The organism is Bacillus cereus group sp. Bc031 (assembly GCF_027716265.1).
In the GTDB taxonomy this organism is placed as follows: Bacteria; Bacillota; Bacilli; order Bacillales; family Bacillaceae_G; genus Bacillus_A; species Bacillus_A paranthracis.
The window spans coordinates 110817-128362 of the sequence record NZ_JAQFUL010000001.1; the positions used below are offsets into that span (position 1 = coordinate 110817).

A 17546-nucleotide genomic window follows, 5' to 3' on the forward strand; every position below is an offset into this window, starting at 1 on the left:
ACTAAGTTGTGATACGATTTAGTAGCCTTTATTGAGGTGAATTGTGTGAATGTGAAGAAATTGTTACAATTATTCGTTGGATATTTACAAATTGAAAGAAATTATTCAAAATATACAATTGCAAGTTATCAAAATGATTTAGAACATTTTGTGCAATTTATGGAGCGAGAAGGCATATCCTCTTTTTTAGATATTACATACGCGGATGTTCGTTTGTACTTAACGACGTTGCACGATGAAAAGTTAGCCCGTAAATCTGTCGCAAGAAAAGTATCAAGCTTACGAAGTTTATATCGTTTTTTGATGCGTGAAGGTTATCGGAAGGATAATCCGTTTGCACTTGCGTCACTCCCCAAAAAAGAATTGTCAATCCCAAAGTTTTTATATGCTGAAGAATTAGAGGAATTATTTGAAGTTTCTGATACGGAAACCCCGTTAGGTCAAAGGAATCAAGCTTTATTAGAGTTGATGTATGCGACCGGGATCCGTGTGAGTGAATGTGTCAATTTACAACTTACCGATATTGACTTTGCGGTGGGAACAATTTTAGTAATGGGAAAAGGAAAAAAACAAAGGTATATTCCGTTCGGGAGCTATGCACAAGATGCTTTATTTACTTATATAGAGAACGGGAGAAAACAGTTAGCCAAGAAAACTGAAGAACAATCTCATATGGTATTTTTAAATGCGAAAGGCACGCCGCTGACAAGTCGAGGAGTACGCTATGTATTAAATGAACTCATTAAGAAAGCTTCACTGACAATGCGTATAAGTCCTCATATGTTAAGGCATACATTTGCTACACATATGTTAGATGAAGGGGCAGATTTACGTACTGTACAGGAGCTACTCGGTCATGAAAATTTGTCTACGACACAAATTTATACCCATGTCTCTAAAGAAAGATTGCGTTCTGTCTACATGAAGCATCACCCACGGGCATAAATTGCTTTTAAAGCTATAAAAACATATAAAGGAGTTTTTTCTATGGGAAATTTCCACGCTACAACGATATTTGCAGTTCATCATAATGGAGAATGTGCAATGGCTGGAGATGGCCAGGTGACAATGGGAAATGCTGTTGTAATGAAACATACAGCTCGTAAGGTTCGTAAACTTTTTCAAGGGAAAGTTTTAGCTGGTTTTGCAGGTTCAGTTGCTGATGCATTTACTCTTTTTGAAATGTTTGAAGGGAAATTAGAAGAGTATAATGGAAACTTGCAGCGTGCTGCTGTTGAGATGGCGAAGCAATGGCGCGGTGACAAAATGTTACGTCAGCTAGAAGCGATGCTCATTGTCATGGATAAAACAACGATGCTCCTTGTTTCAGGTACGGGAGAAGTGATTGAACCGGATGATGGTATTTTAGCAATTGGATCTGGCGGAAATTATGCGCTTTCAGCAGGTCGTGCTTTAAAACAATATGCAAGTGAACATTTAACAGCGAAGCAAATTGCGAAAGCGAGTTTAGACATTGCAGGCGATATTTGTGTGTATACAAACCACAATATAATTGTGGAAGAATTGTAGAATCGTAAGGGAGGCATTTTATATGCATTTACATTTTACTCCGCGTCAAATTGTGGAAAAATTAGATCAATACATTATCGGTCAAAAGGATGCGAAGAAAGCGGTTGCTGTAGCTTTAAGAAATCGATACCGCCGAAGTAAATTAGCTGAAAATCTACGTGATGAAATTGCACCTAAAAATATTTTAATGATTGGACCGACAGGTGTTGGTAAAACAGAGGTAGCACGACGAATGGCGAAACTCGTTGGAGCACCTTTTATTAAGGTTGAAGCTACGAAATTTACAGAAATTGGATATGTAGGTAGAGATGTAGAATCGATGGTACGTGACCTTGTGGAAACGTCAGTTCGCATTGTGAAAGAAGAAATGGTAGTAAAAGTACAAGACAAAGCAGAAGAACAAGCGAACCAACGTCTTGTTGAAATTTTAGTGCCGAGTCCGGAGAAGCAATCTGGATTTAAAAACCCATTAGAAATGCTATTTGGTGGCGCTCAAAATTCGAACCAAACAACAGATTCACAGGAAGATGTTGAAATCGAAAAGAAACGTCAAGATGTGGAAAGAAAGCTTGCTGCAGGACTTCTTGAAGATGAAATTGTATCGATTGAAGTGACTGAACAACAGTCTTCCATGTTCGATATGCTGCAAGGAACTGGCATGGAACAAATGGGGATGAATTTTCAAGATGCATTAGGAAGTTTTATGCCGAAAAAAACAAAAAAACGTAAACTTTCTGTAAAAGAAGCAAGAAAAGTCTTGACAAATGAGGAAGCACAGCGCTTAATTGATATGGATGAAGTTACACAAGAGGCTGTTTATCGTGCTGAACAGCTCGGGATTATTTTTATCGATGAAATTGACAAAATTGCTGGTAAGCAGTCGAATAGTGTAGATGTATCACGTGAAGGTGTGCAACGTGACATTTTACCAATTGTAGAAGGATCAAATGTTGCGACAAAATACGGATCAGTAAAAACGGATTATATTTTATTCGTTGCAGCTGGAGCGTTTCATATGTCTAAACCGTCAGATTTGATTCCGGAATTACAAGGGAGATTTCCGATTCGAGTAGAATTAACAAAATTATCGACGGATGATTTTGTTAAAATATTAATCGAGCCTGATAATGCGTTAATTAAACAATATATTGCTTTATTAGCGACTGAAGGTATAGAAATTGAATTTTCAGACGAAGCTATTCGTAAGATTGCTGAGATTGCTTATCAAGTTAATCAGGATACAGATAATATTGGAGCAAGAAGACTTCATACGATTATGGAGAAGCTCCTTGAAGATTTATCGTTTGAAGCATCTGAAATTACGTTAGAGAAAATAACGATAACGCCTCAATACGTTGAGGAAAAATTAGCAACGATTGCTAAAAATAAAGATGTGAGCCAGTTTATTTTGTAATAGTGTCATCAGGTGACTCGCCCTAGTTTCCAAGTGATGAAAAAATATGTGAGTAACATGTAGGAGGAACTTTTGAAATGGAATTATTAGCAAAAACAAGAAAATTAAATGCGTTATTACAGAGCGCAGCAGGAAAGCCTGTAAACTTTAGAGAAATGTCTGACACAATGTGTGAAGTAATCGAAGCGAACGTATTCGTAGTAAGCCGTCGTGGTAAATTACTAGGTTATGCAATTCACCAACAAATCGAGAATGAGCGTATGAAACAAATGCTTGCAGAGCGTCAATTCCCAGAAGAGTATACACAAAGCTTATTCAACATTACAGAAACATCTTCAAACTTAGATGTAAACAGTGCTTACACAGCATTCCCAGTAGAAAATAAAGAATTATTTGGTCAAGGCTTAACTACAATCGTACCGATCGTTGGTGGCGGTGAGCGTCTAGGTACATTAGTTTTAGCTCGTCTTGGTCAAGAGTTCTTAGATGATGATTTAATTCTTGCTGAGTACAGCTCAACTGTTGTAGGTATGGAAATTTTACGTGAAAAAGCAGAAGAAATTGAAGAAGAAGCACGTAGCAAAGCTGTTGTTCAAATGGCGATCAGCTCATTATCTTACAGTGAGTTAGAAGCAATCGAGCACATCTTCGAAGAATTAAACGGAACAGAAGGTTTACTTGTTGCAAGTAAAATTGCTGACCGCGTAGGAATCACTCGTTCGGTAATCGTAAATGCACTTCGTAAATTAGAAAGTGCTGGTGTAATTGAGTCGCGTTCTTTAGGTATGAAAGGAACATACATTAAAGTACTAAACGACAAATTCTTACATGAACTTGCTAAATTAAAAACAAACTAATTTATAAAACTCTTCTCATTTTTTGAGGAGAGTTTTTTGTATAACAGATTGATGTTGTTCGTACATAGCGTCATAATCGCATTTTTTTGAAAGGCCATGAATTGCATTTCACTTTTTTTGCTTAAAAGAAATGTAGGTTGGTAATACTAGAATTCGAGTATGAACAAAGAAAGTTTTACATTGTTCGCATTTTCGACTTGATTGTAATATTTCAGTATGATATAGTAAGCAGTGGTGTCAGTACAAAGTACACACGTTTACTGATTTAAGTGTTGGTGCTACGTTTGTAGTTTCGCTTAGAGATGAAGTAAACGGAGGATATCAAAAACCATTTAGGAGGAACTATATTATGTCAGTAATTTCTATGAAGCAATTGCTTGAAGCTGGTGTTCATTTCGGACATCAAACTCGTCGTTGGAACCCAAAAATGAAGCGTTACATTTTCACAGAGCGTAACGGTATCTACATCATCGACTTACAAAAAACTGTGAAAAAAGTTGAGGAAGCTTTCAAAGTTATGCGTGACATCGCTGCTGAAGGCGGAGACATCTTATTCGTAGGTACTAAAAAACAAGCACAAGAAGCTATTAAAGAAGAAGCAACTCGTGCTGGTATGTACTTCGTTAACCAACGTTGGTTAGGTGGAACTTTAACTAACTTCCAAACAATCCAAAAGCGTATCAAGCGTCTTAAAGACATCGAAAGAATGCAAGAAGATGGTACTTTCGAAGTACTACCTAAGAAAGAAGTTGTTCAACTTAAAAAAGAGTTAGAGCGTCTTGAGAAATTCTTAGGCGGTATTAAAGATATGAAAGGTCTTCCAAGTGCATTGTTCGTAGTAGACCCTCGTAAAGAGCGTATTGCAGTTGCTGAAGCACGCAAATTACACATTCCAATCATCGGTATCGTTGATACAAACTGTGATCCAGACGAAATCGATCACGTTATCCCAGCGAACGATGATGCAATTCGTGCTGTAAAACTTCTTACATCTAAAATGGCAGACGCGATCCTTGAAGCAAAACAAGGTGAAGAAACTGTTACTGCGTAACAAAGTTGGAAAGGTGATAAGGGGTTCGGCCTTTTATCACCTTTTTTAAGGTATAAACACCTTTATAAAAGGTATAAATACATATTTTAGGAGGATGAAAAGTATGGCAATCACTGCACAAATGGTAAAAGAATTACGTGAAAAAACTGGCGCAGGTATGATGGACTGCAAAAAAGCTTTAACAGAAACTAACGGCGACATGGAGAAGGCAATTGACTTCTTACGTGAAAAAGGTATCGCGAAAGCTGCTAAAAAAGCAGACCGCATCGCTGCTGAAGGTTTAACTTTCATCGAAACAAACGGTAACGACGGTTTAATCTTAGAATTAAACTCTGAAACTGATTTCGTTGCGAAAAACGAAGGTTTCCAAACATTAATTAAAGAATTAGCTGCTCACCTATTAGCTAAGAAGCCTGCTAACGTTGAAGAAGCTATGGCTCAAACAATGGAAAACGGTAAAAAAGTTGAAGAGCACATCAACGAAGCAATCGCTAAAATTGGTGAAAAGCTTACACTTCGTCGTTTCGAAATCGTATCAAAAACTGATGCAGATGCATTCGGTGCTTACCTACACATGGGTGGACGCATTGGTGTTCTAACAGTTCTTGAAGGTTCTACTGATGAAGCGGCTGCTAAAGACGTAGCAATGCACATCGCTGCAGTTAACCCAAAATACATCGATCGTGATGCTGTAACAGCTGAAGAAGTTGAGCATGAGCGTCAAGTATTAACACAACAAGCATTAAACGAAGGCAAGCCTGAAAAAATCGTTGCAAAAATGGTTGAAGGCCGTCTAGGCAAATTCTTCGAAGAGATTTGCTTACTTGACCAAGCATTCGTTAAAAACCCTGATATGAAAGTTCGTCAATTCGTTGAGTCTAAAGGCGCAACATTAAAAGGATTCGTTCGCTACGCTGTTGGTGAAGGTATAGAAAAACGCGAAGACAACTTTGCTGAAGAAGTAATGAACCAAGTAAAAGGTAGTAACTAATACAGATTAGGGAACACATTGTGTTCCCTTTTTTAAAATAAAGATGTAAGCAATTGGAGGTTCATTATGAGTAAACCGAAATATAATCGTGTCGTTTTAAAGCTGAGTGGAGAAGCTTTAGCTGGCGAGCAAGGATTTGGAATCAACCCAGCTGTTATTAAGTCAGTTGCGGAACAAGTGAAAGAAATTGCAGAACTAGATGTAGAGGTTGCTGTTGTTGTTGGCGGCGGTAACATTTGGCGTGGAAAAATTGGAAGTGAGATGGGCATGGATCGTGCAGGAGCGGATTACATGGGCATGTTAGCGACAGTTATGAATTCATTAGCTCTTCAAGATAGCTTGGAGAACATCGGAATTCAAACTCGCGTACAAACTTCAATTGAAATGCGTCAAGTGGCAGAGCCTTACATTCGTCGTAAAGCAGTTCGTCACTTAGAGAAAAAACGTGTTGTTATCTTTGCAGCAGGTACTGGTAACCCATACTTCTCTACAGATACAACGGCAGCATTACGTGCAGCGGAAATTGAAGCTGACGTAATTTTAATGGCGAAAAACAATGTGGATGGCGTATATAATGCAGATCCATCTATTGACCCAACAGCTACGAAATACGAAACACTTACTTACTTAGATGTATTAAAAGAAGGTTTAGGTGTAATGGATTCTACAGCTTCTTCTCTATGTATGGATAATGATATTCCATTAATTGTATTCTCAGTTATGGAAAAAGGGAATATTAAACGTGCCGTGTTAGGCGAAAATATCGGAACAGTTGTAAGGGGGAAATAAATATGGGACAACAAGTATTGAAGTCTGCAAATGAAAAAATGGAAAAAGCGGTTGCTGCTTATTCACGCGAATTAGCAACAGTTCGCGCTGGTCGTGCAAACGCGTCTGTATTAGATAAAGTACAAGTTGATTACTATGGTGCACCAACACCAGTTGTGCAATTAGCGAACATTACAGTTCCAGAAGCACGTTTACTTGTAATTCAACCGTATGATAAAACTTCTATCGGTGATATCGAAAAAGCAATTTTAAAAGCAGATTTAGGCTTAAACCCTTCTAATGATGGAACTGTAATTCGTATTGCATTCCCTGCATTAACAGAAGAGCGTCGTCGTGATCTTGTAAAAGTTGTGAAAAAATATGCTGAAGAAGCAAAAGTTGCTGTTCGTAACGTACGTCGTGACGGTAACGATGATCTTAAGAAGCTTGAAAAAGCTGGCGAGATTACAGAAGACGATTTAAGAGGATATACTGAAGATATCCAAAAAGAAACAGATAAATATATTGCAAAAGTTGACGAAATCGCAAAAAACAAAGAAAAAGAAATCATGGAAGTGTAATAGCGATACTTTCGCAAATATGACCCTCTTCTTAAGGGGGTCTTTTTACACTTTTAGGCATACGTCTGCTTGTTGGAGGGTATGAATGATGTTTAAAAACTTTCCTTTTTTTAAAGGTAAAAAGGACACATCGTTTGATCATCTCGTTGAAGAAGTGAAAAAAGGATACATCCCAGAACATATTGCCATTATTATGGATGGTAATGGAAGGTGGGCAAAGAGGAGAGCGATGCCTCGTATTGCGGGACATCATGAAGGCATGCAAGTTGTAAAGAAAATCACAAAATTTGCAAGCAAACTTAATGTGAAAGTATTAACTCTTTATGCTTTTTCAACTGAGAACTGGAAAAGACCAAAAAAGGAAGTTGATTATTTAATGAAGCTTCCAGAAGAATTTTTAGGTACATTTTTACCAGAATTGATTGAAGAGAACGTACAAGTCCGTGTAATAGGGCAACAAGATCGTCTTCCTACGCATACACGCAGAGCGATGGAGAAGGCCATGGAAGAGACGAAAGAGAATACGGGATTAATTCTGAATTTCGCGTTAAACTATGGAAGTCGAGATGAAATCGTTTCTGCTGTGCAACATATGATGAAAGATAGTGAGGAAGGAAAAGTTCGTGTTGAAGATGTAAGCGAAGAAATGCTTTCTTCCTACCTAATGACGAGTTCTTTACCTGACCCAGAATTGTTAATCCGTACGAGCGGAGAGCTACGTATTAGTAATTTCATGTTATGGCAAATTGCATATTCGGAATTTTGGTTTACAGATGTGTATTGGCCAGATTTTACCGAGGAACATTTGCTAAATGCGATTACAGACTTTCAGCATAGAGGGCGCAGATTCGGAGGCGTGTAGAAAGAGAGGGTTTGGTAGTGAAACAGAGAATTATTACTGGAGTGGTTGCTGCCGCGCTATTCATTCCCATCGTAATTTACGGTGGCGTGCCTTTTACGGTTTTAGTGTATGCACTTGCTTCTATAGGTTTATATGAATTAATTCGTATGAATAAGCTTACGCTTATTTCAGTACCAACAGTTTTAGCTGCAGTATTATTATGGATTATTTTAATTCCAAGTAGTGCATCAGAACTGTTTACTTGGATTGGATTAGGTAAATTAGAAATCACATTTGTGATTGTTCTATTACTTTTATCATATACAGTCCTTTCTAAGAATACATTTACTTTTGATAATGCTTCATTTTTACTAATGGCGACAACATATGTTGCAATGGGATTCTTATATTTGAATGAAACGAGAATTTTAGGAATTAAATATGTGTTTTGCGCATTATTTGTTATATGGGCTACTGATTCAGGTGCATATTTCGTAGGAAAAGCATTAGGAAAAAGAAAATTATGGCCAGAAATTAGTCCAAATAAAACGATTGAAGGTTCATTAGGCGGCATCGTTTGTGGAATTATTGTGGCGCTTGTTTACAACATGTTCTTCCCAGTGGAATCGAATGTAGTAATTTTAATTGTGCTGACAATTATCATTTCTATTTTTGGACAAATTGGTGATTTAGTACAATCTGCATTTAAACGTCATTATGGCGTAAAAGATTCAGGTACAATTTTACCTGGACATGGTGGTATATTAGATCGAACAGATAGTTGGTTATTCGTTTTACCAATTCTCTACTTCTTATTACAATACAATTAATAAATGAACGAGGGGTTGGAGTCATGAAAAACATTAGTTTATTAGGTGCAAGCGGATCAATTGGTACACAAACTTTAGATGTATTACGCTCGCACCCAGACCAATTCCGTCTCGTTGCTTTTTCTGTAGGGAAAAATATTGACTATGCAGTAAAAGTCATTCAAGAATTTTCTCCGCAAATTGTCTCTGTGCAAAGAGAGGAAGATGTTTTAAAATTACAAGCTGTCTCTGGTAATACAAAAATTGTATATGGTAGTGAAGGACTTTTAGAAGTAGCATTACATCCAGATGCGGAGATTGTAGTAAATGCTGTTGTAGGTAGCGTAGGGTTGTTACCGACACTTCGTGCAATTGAGGCGAAAAAAACAATTGGAATTGCAAACAAAGAAACGTTAGTAACTGCAGGGCATCTTGTAATGGAAGCAGCGCGAAGACATAATGTTTCGTTACTTCCAGTAGACAGTGAACATTCAGCTATTTTTCAATGCTTGAATGGTGAAAATGAAAAAAGAATTTCTCGACTAATTATAACGGCTTCTGGTGGAAGTTTCCGTGATAAAACGAGAGATGAATTGCATCATGTGACCGTAGAAGATGCGCTTCGACATCCAAACTGGTCAATGGGTTCGAAAATTACAATTGATTCTGCTACAATGATTAATAAGGGGCTAGAAGTAATTGAAGCACATTGGCTTTTCGGTATCCCTTATGAGCAAATCGATGTTGTTTTACATAAAGAAAGTATTATTCATTCTATGGTTGAATTTGAAGATCGTAGTGTGATGGCACAGCTTGGCTCACCTGATATGAGAGTGCCAATTCAATACGCACTTACATATCCTGATCGATTGCCTCTTTCAGACACAAAGCAGTTAAATTTATGGGAAATGGGTACATTGCATTTTGAGAAAATGAATCAAGAACGTTTCCGTTGCTTGCGCTTTGCGTATGAAGCTGGAAAAACAGGTGGAAGTATGCCAGCTGTAATGAATGCAGCGAATGAAGTAGCTGTTGAAGCTTTTTTACAAAAGAGAATTGGTTTCTTAACAGTGGAAGACCTCATTGAAAAAGCAATGAACCATCACAATGTCATTGCACGTCCAAGCTTAGAGGAAATTCTGGAAATTGATGCAACCACAAGACGGTTTGTGATGGAACAAATTTAGCAAAGGTGGTATGGAATTGAATACAGCGATTGCCTTTATATTAATTTTCGGTGCACTCGTATTTTTCCATGAGCTAGGGCATCTATATTTCGCAAAACGAGCAGGTATTTTATGCCGTGAGTTTGCGATTGGTTTTGGTCCGAAAATATTCTCATTTGAAAAGAATGAAACGGTGTATACGATTCGATTACTGCCCCTTGGCGGCTATGTAAGAATGGCTGGCGAGGATGCAGATACAGTTGAGTTAAAGCCAGGGAAAAAGGTTGGCCTTGTATTAAACGAAAAAGACGAAGTTGTAAAATTAGTTTTTGATGGATATGAAAAGTATCCAAATGTTCGCGTTATTGAAGTCGAACAATCTGATTTAGAGCATAATTTAACAATTTCGGGTTATGAAGAGTACGAGGAAGAGCTTCAAACATTCCGAGTGAATGAGAAGGCTCGTATTATTACTGCCGGTGAAGAAATTCAAATTGCTCCGTATAATAGACAGTTTGGCTCTAAGAAATTAGGTCAACGTGCTTTAACGATCTTTGCGGGTCCTGCAATGAACTTCATTTTAGCATTTGTTATTTTTGTGATTCTTGGATTTGTACAAGGTGTTCCTGTTGACAAACCAATGGTCGGAAAAGTGATGGAGAATAGTGCAGCAGAGCAAGCTGGATTAAAAGAAAATGATACAATTCAAGCTATTGATGGGAAAAACACAAGTACATGGAAAGATGTTGTTACCATTGTACGTGAAAACCCGAATAAAGAACTTACGTTACAAGTAAAGCGTGATAGTGAACAGTTTAATGTGAAAGTAACGCCAACGCTTGATAAAGAAGGTAAAGAAGAAATTGGTAGAATTGGTGTTTACACTCCAGTAGAGAAAACAGTAATGGGTTCGATTAAATCAGGTTTTGAACAAACATATTATTGGACGAAACTAATTTTTGAATCTCTTGTGAAATTAGTAACGGGTCAATTCTCTATTAATGAGTTGTCAGGTCCAGTAGGAATTTATAATCTTACAGATCAAGTGGTAGATTATGGATTTACGCGTGTATTAAATTTAGCAGCCGTTTTAAGTATTAACCTTGGTTTATTTAATTTACTACCAGTTCCTGCTTTAGACGGTGGACGTTTGTTCTTCTTCTTAATTGAAGCGTTACGCGGGAAACCAATTGACCGTCAAAAAGAAGGGATGGTTCACTTTATTGGTTTTGCATTATTAATGTTACTTATGTTAGTTGTAACTTGGAATGACATTCGTAAGTTTTTCTTGTAAAATAAAGTGAAACTTATAATGAAATAGAGCTCGTAGAATAAAATCCCTCACCTAACTCGAGGTGAGGGGTTTTCCTGCGTGTAAGAGTAAAATGAAGAGGTGCGAATAAATGAAACAAAGTATGGTATTTAGTCCTACATTACGTGAAGTTCCAGCTGATGCGGAGATTAAGAGTCATCAGTTATTACTTCGTGCAGGTTTTATGCGTCAAAATGCTTCTGGTATTTATAGTTTTCTACCATTTGGATTAAAAGTACTACACAAAGTAGAACGTATCGTTCGAGAAGAGATGGAGCGCGCAGGTGCTGTAGAATTATTAATGCCAGCGATGCAAGCTGCAGAATTATGGCAAGAGTCAGGTCGTTGGTATTCTTACGGATCTGAATTAATGCGTATGAAAGATCGTAACGCTCGTGAATTTGCATTAGGAGCGACACATGAAGAAGTAATTACGGATCTTGTACGTGATGAAGTGAAATCGTATAAAAAATTACCGTTAACATTATATCAAATTCAAACAAAATTCCGTGATGAACAAAGACCTCGTTTCGGTTTATTACGTGGAAGAGAGTTTCTAATGAAAGATGCATACTCTTTCCATGCTACGCAAGAGAGCTTAGATGAAGTGTACGATCGCTTATACAAAGCATACTCTAACATTTTTGCTCGTTGTGGCTTGAATTTCCGTGCGGTTATTGCTGATTCTGGAGCAATGGGTGGAAAAGATACACATGAATTTATGGTATTATCTGATGTTGGTGAAGATACAATTGCATACTCTGATACATCTGATTATGCAGCGAACATCGAAATGGCTCCTGTTGTAGCTACGTATACGAAGAGTGACGAAGCAGAAAAAGAGCTTGAAAAAGTAGCAACACCAGACCAAAAAGCAATTGAAGAAGTATCTGCATTCTTAAACATCGAAGCTGAAAAGTGCATTAAGTCTATGGTATTTAAAGTAGATGAGAAATTAGTAGTGGTACTTGTTCGTGGTGATCATGAAGTAAACGATGTAAAAGTGAAAAATGTATACGGTGCTTCCGTTGTTGAGCTTGCCTCTCATGAAGAAGTAAAAGAATTATTAAATTGTGAAGTTGGTTCATTAGGTCCAATTGGTGTAACAGGTGATATCGAAATTATTGCTGATCACGCTGTAGCATCAATTGTCAACGGATGTTCAGGAGCGAACGAAGAAGGATTCCATTATGTAAATGTAAATCCAGAACGTGACTTTAAAGTAAGTCAATATACGGATTTACGATTCATTCAAGAAGGAGACCAATCTCCAGACGGAAACGGAACAATTCTTTTCGCACGCGGAATTGAAGTTGGTCATGTATTTAAATTAGGAACTCGTTATAGTGAAGCAATGAACGCAACATTCCTAGATGAAAACGGAAAAACACAACCACTTATTATGGGTTGTTACGGCATTGGTGTGTCTCGTACAGTGGCAGCAATTGCAGAGCAGTTTAATGATGAGAACGGTTTAGTTTGGCCAAAAGCTGTTGCACCGTTCCATGTGCATGTAATTCCAGTGAATATGAAGTCTGATGCACAACGTGAAATGGGTGAAAACATCTACAACTCATTACAAGAGCAAGGATATGAAGTATTACTAGATGATCGTGCAGAACGTGCAGGTGTTAAATTTGCTGATGCTGATATATTCGGCCTTCCAGTTCGCGTGACAGTTGGTAAAAAAGCAGACGAAGGTATTGTAGAAGTGAAAGTACGTGCTACAGGTGAGTCTGAAGAAGTAAAAGTAGAAGAACTTCAAACATATATTGCTAATATTTTAAAATAGGAAGAGGTACCTCGTAATGAGGTACCTTCTCTTTCTTTGTAAACGTATTTTGTAAAAGAAGAAGGGAGAAATCTTTCTTTGTAGTACGTTTCAATTTATAATAGCAAATGGAAGGAGAGTGCTTATGTCTTTAACAAATGAACAAAAAGAGCGATTTCAAATTTTGCTCCAGCAGTTGCAAATACCAGACGACCTTATAAATCAATATTTACAAGGCGGTGGTATTGAAAGGCTCGTTATCGATAAAGCGAATAAAAGTTGGCATTTTAATTTACAAGTGCCACGTATTTTGCCTACAGAATTATATGAATTGCTAGAAACAAAGCTTAAGCAATCATTTTCTCATATTGCAAGAACAACATTTGCATTAGAAACAGAGAACAAACAATTTACTGAAGAAGAAGTGAGGGCGTATTGGCCACTTTGTACGGAACGAATTACATTTTCACCTATGTTTGCTTATTTAAAGAAGCAGCTTCCGCAGGTCAATGGAGTGAAGTTACTTATAAATGTGAATAATGAGCTGGAATCTACTGCTTTAAAGAAAAACGTTGCGAAACCAGTAGGGGATCAATACGAGGCTTTTGGATTCCTGCGTTTCCAGTTAGACACACATATACAGCAAAATACAGAAGAAATGCAAAAGTTTCGTGAGCAAACGCAGCAAGAAGACCGCGAGCGTGTTATACAAGCTATGGAAGAAATGGCGAAGAAGCAAGCTGAAGAAAGCAGCGTTGTGCATGAAGGGCCGATCACACTCGGGTATCTTATTAAGCCAGATGAAGAGATTACACCAATGCGAGAAATTCAAGATGAAGAAAGAAGAAAAACAGTTCAAGGATATGTCTTCCATGTGGAAACGAAAGAGCTTCGTAGTGGACGTACGTTATTAACTTTAAAAATAACGGATTATACAGATTCGATTATGATCAAAATGTTCTCACGTGATAAAGAAGATATTCCAATGCTACAATCCTTGAAAAAAGGAATGTGGGTGAAGGCTCGTGGTTCTGTTCAAAATGATACATTTGTTCGAGATTTAGTAATGATTGCAAATGATATTAATGAAATAACAGGACCGTCTCGTAAAGATAAAGCACCAGAAGGTGAAAAACGAGTAGAGCTCCATCTTCACACGCCAATGAGTCAAATGGATGCTGTTACTCCAGTTTCTAAGCTTGTTGCTCAAGCTGGTAAATGGGGGCATGAGGCTATTGCCATTACAGACCATGCTGTTGCACAGTCATTCCCAGAAGCATATTCAGCTGGGAAAAAAGCTGGAATTAAAGTTATATATGGTGTGGAAGCAAACTTAGTGAATGACGGTGTACCAATAGCGTATAACGAAGCGCATCGTTTACTTGCAGAGGAAACGTATGTTGTTTTCGACGTTGAGACGACAGGTTTATCAGCTGTATATGATACAGTTATTGAGTTAGCTGCTGTAAAAGTAAAAGGCGGCGAAATTATTGACCGCTTTGAATCTTTTGCAAATCCGCATCAACCATTATCGGCAACGATCATTGAATTAACAGGTATTACAGATGATATGTTAACCGACGCACCAGAAGTGGACGAAGTGTTTAAAAAGTTTGAAGAATGGATGGGCGACCATACACTTGTTGCTCATAACGCAAGCTTCGATATGGGCTTTATTAACGTAGGATTTAAAAAAGCTGGTTTAGAAAAAACAAAAAATCCAGTAATAGATACGTTAGAGCTTGCACGATTCTTATTCCCAGAAATGAAAAATCACCGTTTAAATACGTTGTGTAAAAAGATGGACATTGAATTAACTCAGCATCACCGTGCAATTTATGATACAGAAGCAACGGGATACTTACTAGTGAAAATGTTAAAAGATGTAATTGAAAAAGGTTTTGAATATCACGATCAATTAAACGATAGTATGGGACAAGGGGATGCATATAAGCGCGGGCGTCCAAGTCATATGACATTACTTGCTACATCGGATGTTGGATTGAAAAATTTATATAAACTTGTTTCATATTCTCATTTAAATTACTTTTACCGTGTACCACGAGTACCAAGATCACTATTAAAAAAGTATCGTGAAGGTATTTTAGTAGGAACGGCTTGTGATAAAGGTGAAGTGTTTGAGGCGATGATGCAAAAAGCTCCTGAAGAGGTAGAAGAAATTGCGCAGTTCTACGATTACATTGAAGTAATGCCACCAGAAGTGTTACGTCATTTAGTAGAGCGTGAACTCGTTCGAGATGAGGGACAATTAAAAACAATTATTTCTAACTTAGTAAAACTAGGTGAGACGTTAGATAAACCAGTTGTGGCTACAGGAAACGTGCATTACTTAAATCCAGAAGATGCAATGTATCGTAAAATTTTAGTAAGTTCACAGGGTGGAGCGAATCCGTTAAACCGACATTCATTACCACCTGTACATTTCCGTACAACGGATGAAATGTTAGAGTGTTTCTCATTTTTAGGTGAAGATGTAGCGAAAGAAATTGTCGTAACGAATACACAAAAGATTGCATCATTAATTGGTGATGTTCATCCAGTAAAAGATGATCTATATACACCGAAAATTGAAGGTGCAGATGATGAAACGCGTGATATGAGTTATAAAATGGCGCGTAGCATTTATGGTGAAGAGTTACCTGAAATTGTAGAAGCTCGTTTAGAAAAAGAATTAAAAAGTATCATCGGGCATGGATTCGCCGTAATTTATTTAATTTCACATAAGCTTGTGAAAAAATCGTTAGTAGACGGATATCTAGTAGGTTCGCGTGGATCGGTAGGTTCATCATTCGTTGCAACGATGATGGAAATTACAGAAGTAAATCCATTACCACCACACTATGTATGTCCGAAATGTAAGCAATCAGAATTCTTTAATGATGGTTCTGTAGGTTCTGGTTTTGACTTACCGGATAAAGAATGTCCAACTTGTAATATTCCATATGTAAAAGATGGACATGACATTCCGTTCGAAACGTTCCTTGGATTTAAAGGAGATAAGGTACCCGATATCGATTTGAATTTCTCCGGGGAATACCAACCACGTGCCCATAACTATACGAAAGTACTATTCGGTGAAGATTATGTATATCGTGCAGGAACGATTGGTACAGTTGCGGAAAAAACTGCTTATGGATATGTAAAAGGTTATGCAAATGATCATAACTTAACAATTCGAAATGCAGAAATTGACCGCTTAGTAGCAGGATGTACCGGTGTAAAACGTACAACAGGGCAGCATCCAGGTGGTATTATCGTTGTGCCAGATTATATGGACATTTTTGATTTCTCACCAATACAGTATCCAGCAGATTCAATAGGTGCTGAGTGGAGAACAACACACTTTGACTTCCACTCTATTCATGATAATTTACTGAAGCTTGATATACTAGGACACGATGATCCGACAGTTATTCGTATGTTACAAGATTTAAGTGGTATTGATCCAAAAACAATCCCAACGGACGATCCAGAAGTAATGAAAATTTTCTCAGGGCCAGAATCGTTAGGTGTAACGGAGGAACAAATTAACTGTAAAACAGGTACACTTGGTATACCAGAGTTTGGTACGAAATTCGTAAGACAGATGTTAGAAGAGACGAAACCGACGACGTTCTCAGAGTTAGTCCAAATTTCTGGGTTATCACATGGTACGGACGTATGGCTTGGTAATGCAAACGAGTTAATTTATAACGGTACATGTACGCTGAGTGAAGTTATCGGTTGTCGTGATGACATCATGGTATATTTAATCTATCAAGGTTTAGACCCATCATTAGCCTTCAAAATCATGGAGTCAGTACGTAAAGGTAAAGGTGTACCAGAAGAATGGGAAGAGGACATGAAAAGTAATAATGTACCAGGTTGGTATATTGATTCATGTAAGAAGATTAAGTACATGTTCCCGAAAGCCCATGCGGCTGCTTACGTACTTATGGCTGTGCGTATCGCATACTTTAAAGTACATTTCGCGCTTTTATTCTATGCGGCATACTTTACGGTTCGTGCAGATGACTTTGACGTAGAAGCGATGGCAAAAGGTTCAGCATCTATACGTGCAAGAATTGATGAAATTGCGCAAAAAGGTTTAGATGCAGCACCGAAAGAGAAGAGTTTATTGACTGTACTAGAAATGACACTTGAAATGTGTGAGCGTGGATACTCATTCCAAAAGGTGGATTTATATCGCTCACATGCAACAGACTTTATTATTGATGGAGACTCATTAATCCCTCCATTTAATGCGGTGCCTGGTCTTGGTACAAACGCAGCTTTAAGTATTGTGGAAGCACGCAAAAATGGAGAATTCTTATCAAAAGAAGACTTGCAGCAGCGTAGTAAGGTTTCGAAAACAATTATTGAGTATTTAGATAGTCAAGGTTGTTTAGGTGATTTGCCGGATCAAAACCAGTTATCGCTGTTCTGATAGGTAGG

General features: G+C 37.7%; 14 protein-coding genes. All 14 read left to right on the forward strand.

All coding sequences use genetic code 11. The annotated features are described in order from the left end of the window. The first annotated feature begins 45 nt into the window (after positions 1 to 45). The 14 genes from xerC to PDQ33_RS00620 all read left to right on the forward strand — a co-directional run bounded on the left by xerC (position 46) and on the right by PDQ33_RS00620 (position 17538). Positions 46 to 945, forward strand: coding sequence for a tyrosine recombinase XerC (gene xerC / locus PDQ33_RS00555; protein ID WP_001101225.1), 900 nt, complete (start codon positions 46 to 48; stop codon positions 943 to 945). Between the two features lie 42 nt (positions 946 to 987). Beyond that, a complete protein-coding gene (hslV, locus tag PDQ33_RS00560) occupies positions 988 to 1530 on the forward strand; it encodes an ATP-dependent protease proteolytic subunit HslV (RefSeq protein WP_000526271.1) in 543 nt (180 codons plus the stop codon). A 22-nt stretch (positions 1531 to 1552) separates the two neighbouring features. After that, positions 1553 to 2944 (forward strand): ATP-dependent protease ATPase subunit HslU, encoded by a 1392-nt coding sequence (gene hslU / locus PDQ33_RS00565; protein ID WP_270754409.1) that lies wholly within the window; start codon positions 1553 to 1555, stop codon positions 2942 to 2944. Positions 2945 to 3021: 77 nt separating this feature from the next. Further along, complete coding sequence (gene codY, locus PDQ33_RS00570; protein ID WP_000421288.1) at positions 3022 to 3801, forward strand: GTP-sensing pleiotropic transcriptional regulator CodY; 780 nt, start codon at positions 3022 to 3024, stop codon at positions 3799 to 3801. Positions 3802 to 4150: 349 nt separating this feature from the next. After that, complete coding sequence (gene rpsB / locus PDQ33_RS00575) at positions 4151 to 4852, forward strand: 30S ribosomal protein S2 (protein WP_000111483.1); 702 nt, start codon at positions 4151 to 4153, stop codon at positions 4850 to 4852. A gap of 103 nt (positions 4853 to 4955) precedes the next feature. Beyond that, positions 4956 to 5843 (forward strand): translation elongation factor Ts, encoded by an 888-nt coding sequence (gene tsf / locus PDQ33_RS00580; protein ID WP_001018580.1) that lies wholly within the window; start codon positions 4956 to 4958, stop codon positions 5841 to 5843. 66 nt (positions 5844 to 5909) lie between these two features. Further along, complete coding sequence (gene pyrH, locus PDQ33_RS00585) at positions 5910 to 6632, forward strand: UMP kinase (protein WP_000042663.1); 723 nt, start codon at positions 5910 to 5912, stop codon at positions 6630 to 6632. A 2-nt stretch (positions 6633 to 6634) separates the two neighbouring features. Further along, a complete protein-coding gene (gene frr / locus PDQ33_RS00590) occupies positions 6635 to 7192 on the forward strand; it encodes a ribosome recycling factor (protein WP_000531500.1) in 558 nt (185 codons plus the stop codon). An 85-nt stretch (positions 7193 to 7277) separates the two neighbouring features. Continuing rightward, the gene (gene uppS, locus PDQ33_RS00595; protein WP_000971301.1) at positions 7278 to 8054 is read left to right on the forward strand and encodes an isoprenyl transferase; all 777 of its coding nucleotides are present in this window, start codon (positions 7278 to 7280) and stop codon (positions 8052 to 8054) included. Between the two features lie 17 nt (positions 8055 to 8071). Then, positions 8072 to 8863, forward strand: a complete 792-nt coding sequence (gene cdsA / locus PDQ33_RS00600) for a phosphatidate cytidylyltransferase (protein ID WP_000813584.1) — start codon at positions 8072 to 8074, stop codon at positions 8861 to 8863. Between the two features lie 23 nt (positions 8864 to 8886). Further along, positions 8887 to 10029 carry a 1-deoxy-D-xylulose-5-phosphate reductoisomerase gene (dxr, locus tag PDQ33_RS00605; protein WP_270754408.1) on the forward strand — a complete coding sequence of 381 codons (1143 nt, stop codon included), beginning with the start codon at positions 8887 to 8889 and terminating at the stop codon, positions 10027 to 10029. A gap of 16 nt (positions 10030 to 10045) precedes the next feature. Next, on the forward strand, positions 10046 to 11302 hold the full coding sequence (gene rseP, locus PDQ33_RS00610) for an RIP metalloprotease RseP (protein WP_001090249.1): 1257 nt from the start codon (positions 10046 to 10048) through the stop codon (positions 11300 to 11302). A gap of 109 nt (positions 11303 to 11411) precedes the next feature. Continuing rightward, complete coding sequence (locus PDQ33_RS00615; protein ID WP_270754407.1) at positions 11412 to 13112, forward strand: proline--tRNA ligase; 1701 nt, start codon at positions 11412 to 11414, stop codon at positions 13110 to 13112. A gap of 124 nt (positions 13113 to 13236) precedes the next feature. After that, complete coding sequence (locus tag PDQ33_RS00620) at positions 13237 to 17538, forward strand: PolC-type DNA polymerase III (protein ID WP_270754406.1); 4302 nt, start codon at positions 13237 to 13239, stop codon at positions 17536 to 17538. Positions 17539 to 17546: the final 8 nt, after the last annotated feature.

Excerpts from the sequence above, each read along its gene's own strand:
- frr (WP_000531500.1), top strand. The coding sequence starts at position 6,635 with ATGGGACAACAAGTATTGAAGTCTGCAAATGAAAAAATGGAAAAAGCG.
- pyrH (WP_000042663.1), top strand. The coding sequence starts at position 5,910 with ATGAGTAAACCGAAATATAATCGTGTCGTTTTAAAGCTGAGTGGAGAA.
- PDQ33_RS00615 (WP_270754407.1), top strand. The coding sequence starts at position 11,412 with ATGAAACAAAGTATGGTATTTAGTCCTACATTACGTGAAGTTCCAGCT.
- uppS (WP_000971301.1), top strand. The coding sequence starts at position 7,278 with ATGATGTTTAAAAACTTTCCTTTTTTTAAAGGTAAAAAGGACACATCG.
- dxr (WP_270754408.1), top strand. The coding sequence starts at position 8,887 with ATGAAAAACATTAGTTTATTAGGTGCAAGCGGATCAATTGGTACACAA.
- hslU (WP_270754409.1), top strand. The coding sequence starts at position 1,553 with ATGCATTTACATTTTACTCCGCGTCAAATTGTGGAAAAATTAGATCAA.
- rpsB (WP_000111483.1), top strand. The coding sequence starts at position 4,151 with ATGTCAGTAATTTCTATGAAGCAATTGCTTGAAGCTGGTGTTCATTTC.
- PDQ33_RS00620 (WP_270754406.1), top strand. The coding sequence starts at position 13,237 with ATGTCTTTAACAAATGAACAAAAAGAGCGATTTCAAATTTTGCTCCAG.
- hslV (WP_000526271.1), top strand. The coding sequence starts at position 988 with ATGGGAAATTTCCACGCTACAACGATATTTGCAGTTCATCATAATGGA.
- codY (WP_000421288.1), top strand. The coding sequence starts at position 3,022 with ATGGAATTATTAGCAAAAACAAGAAAATTAAATGCGTTATTACAGAGC.
- tsf (WP_001018580.1), top strand. The coding sequence starts at position 4,956 with ATGGCAATCACTGCACAAATGGTAAAAGAATTACGTGAAAAAACTGGC.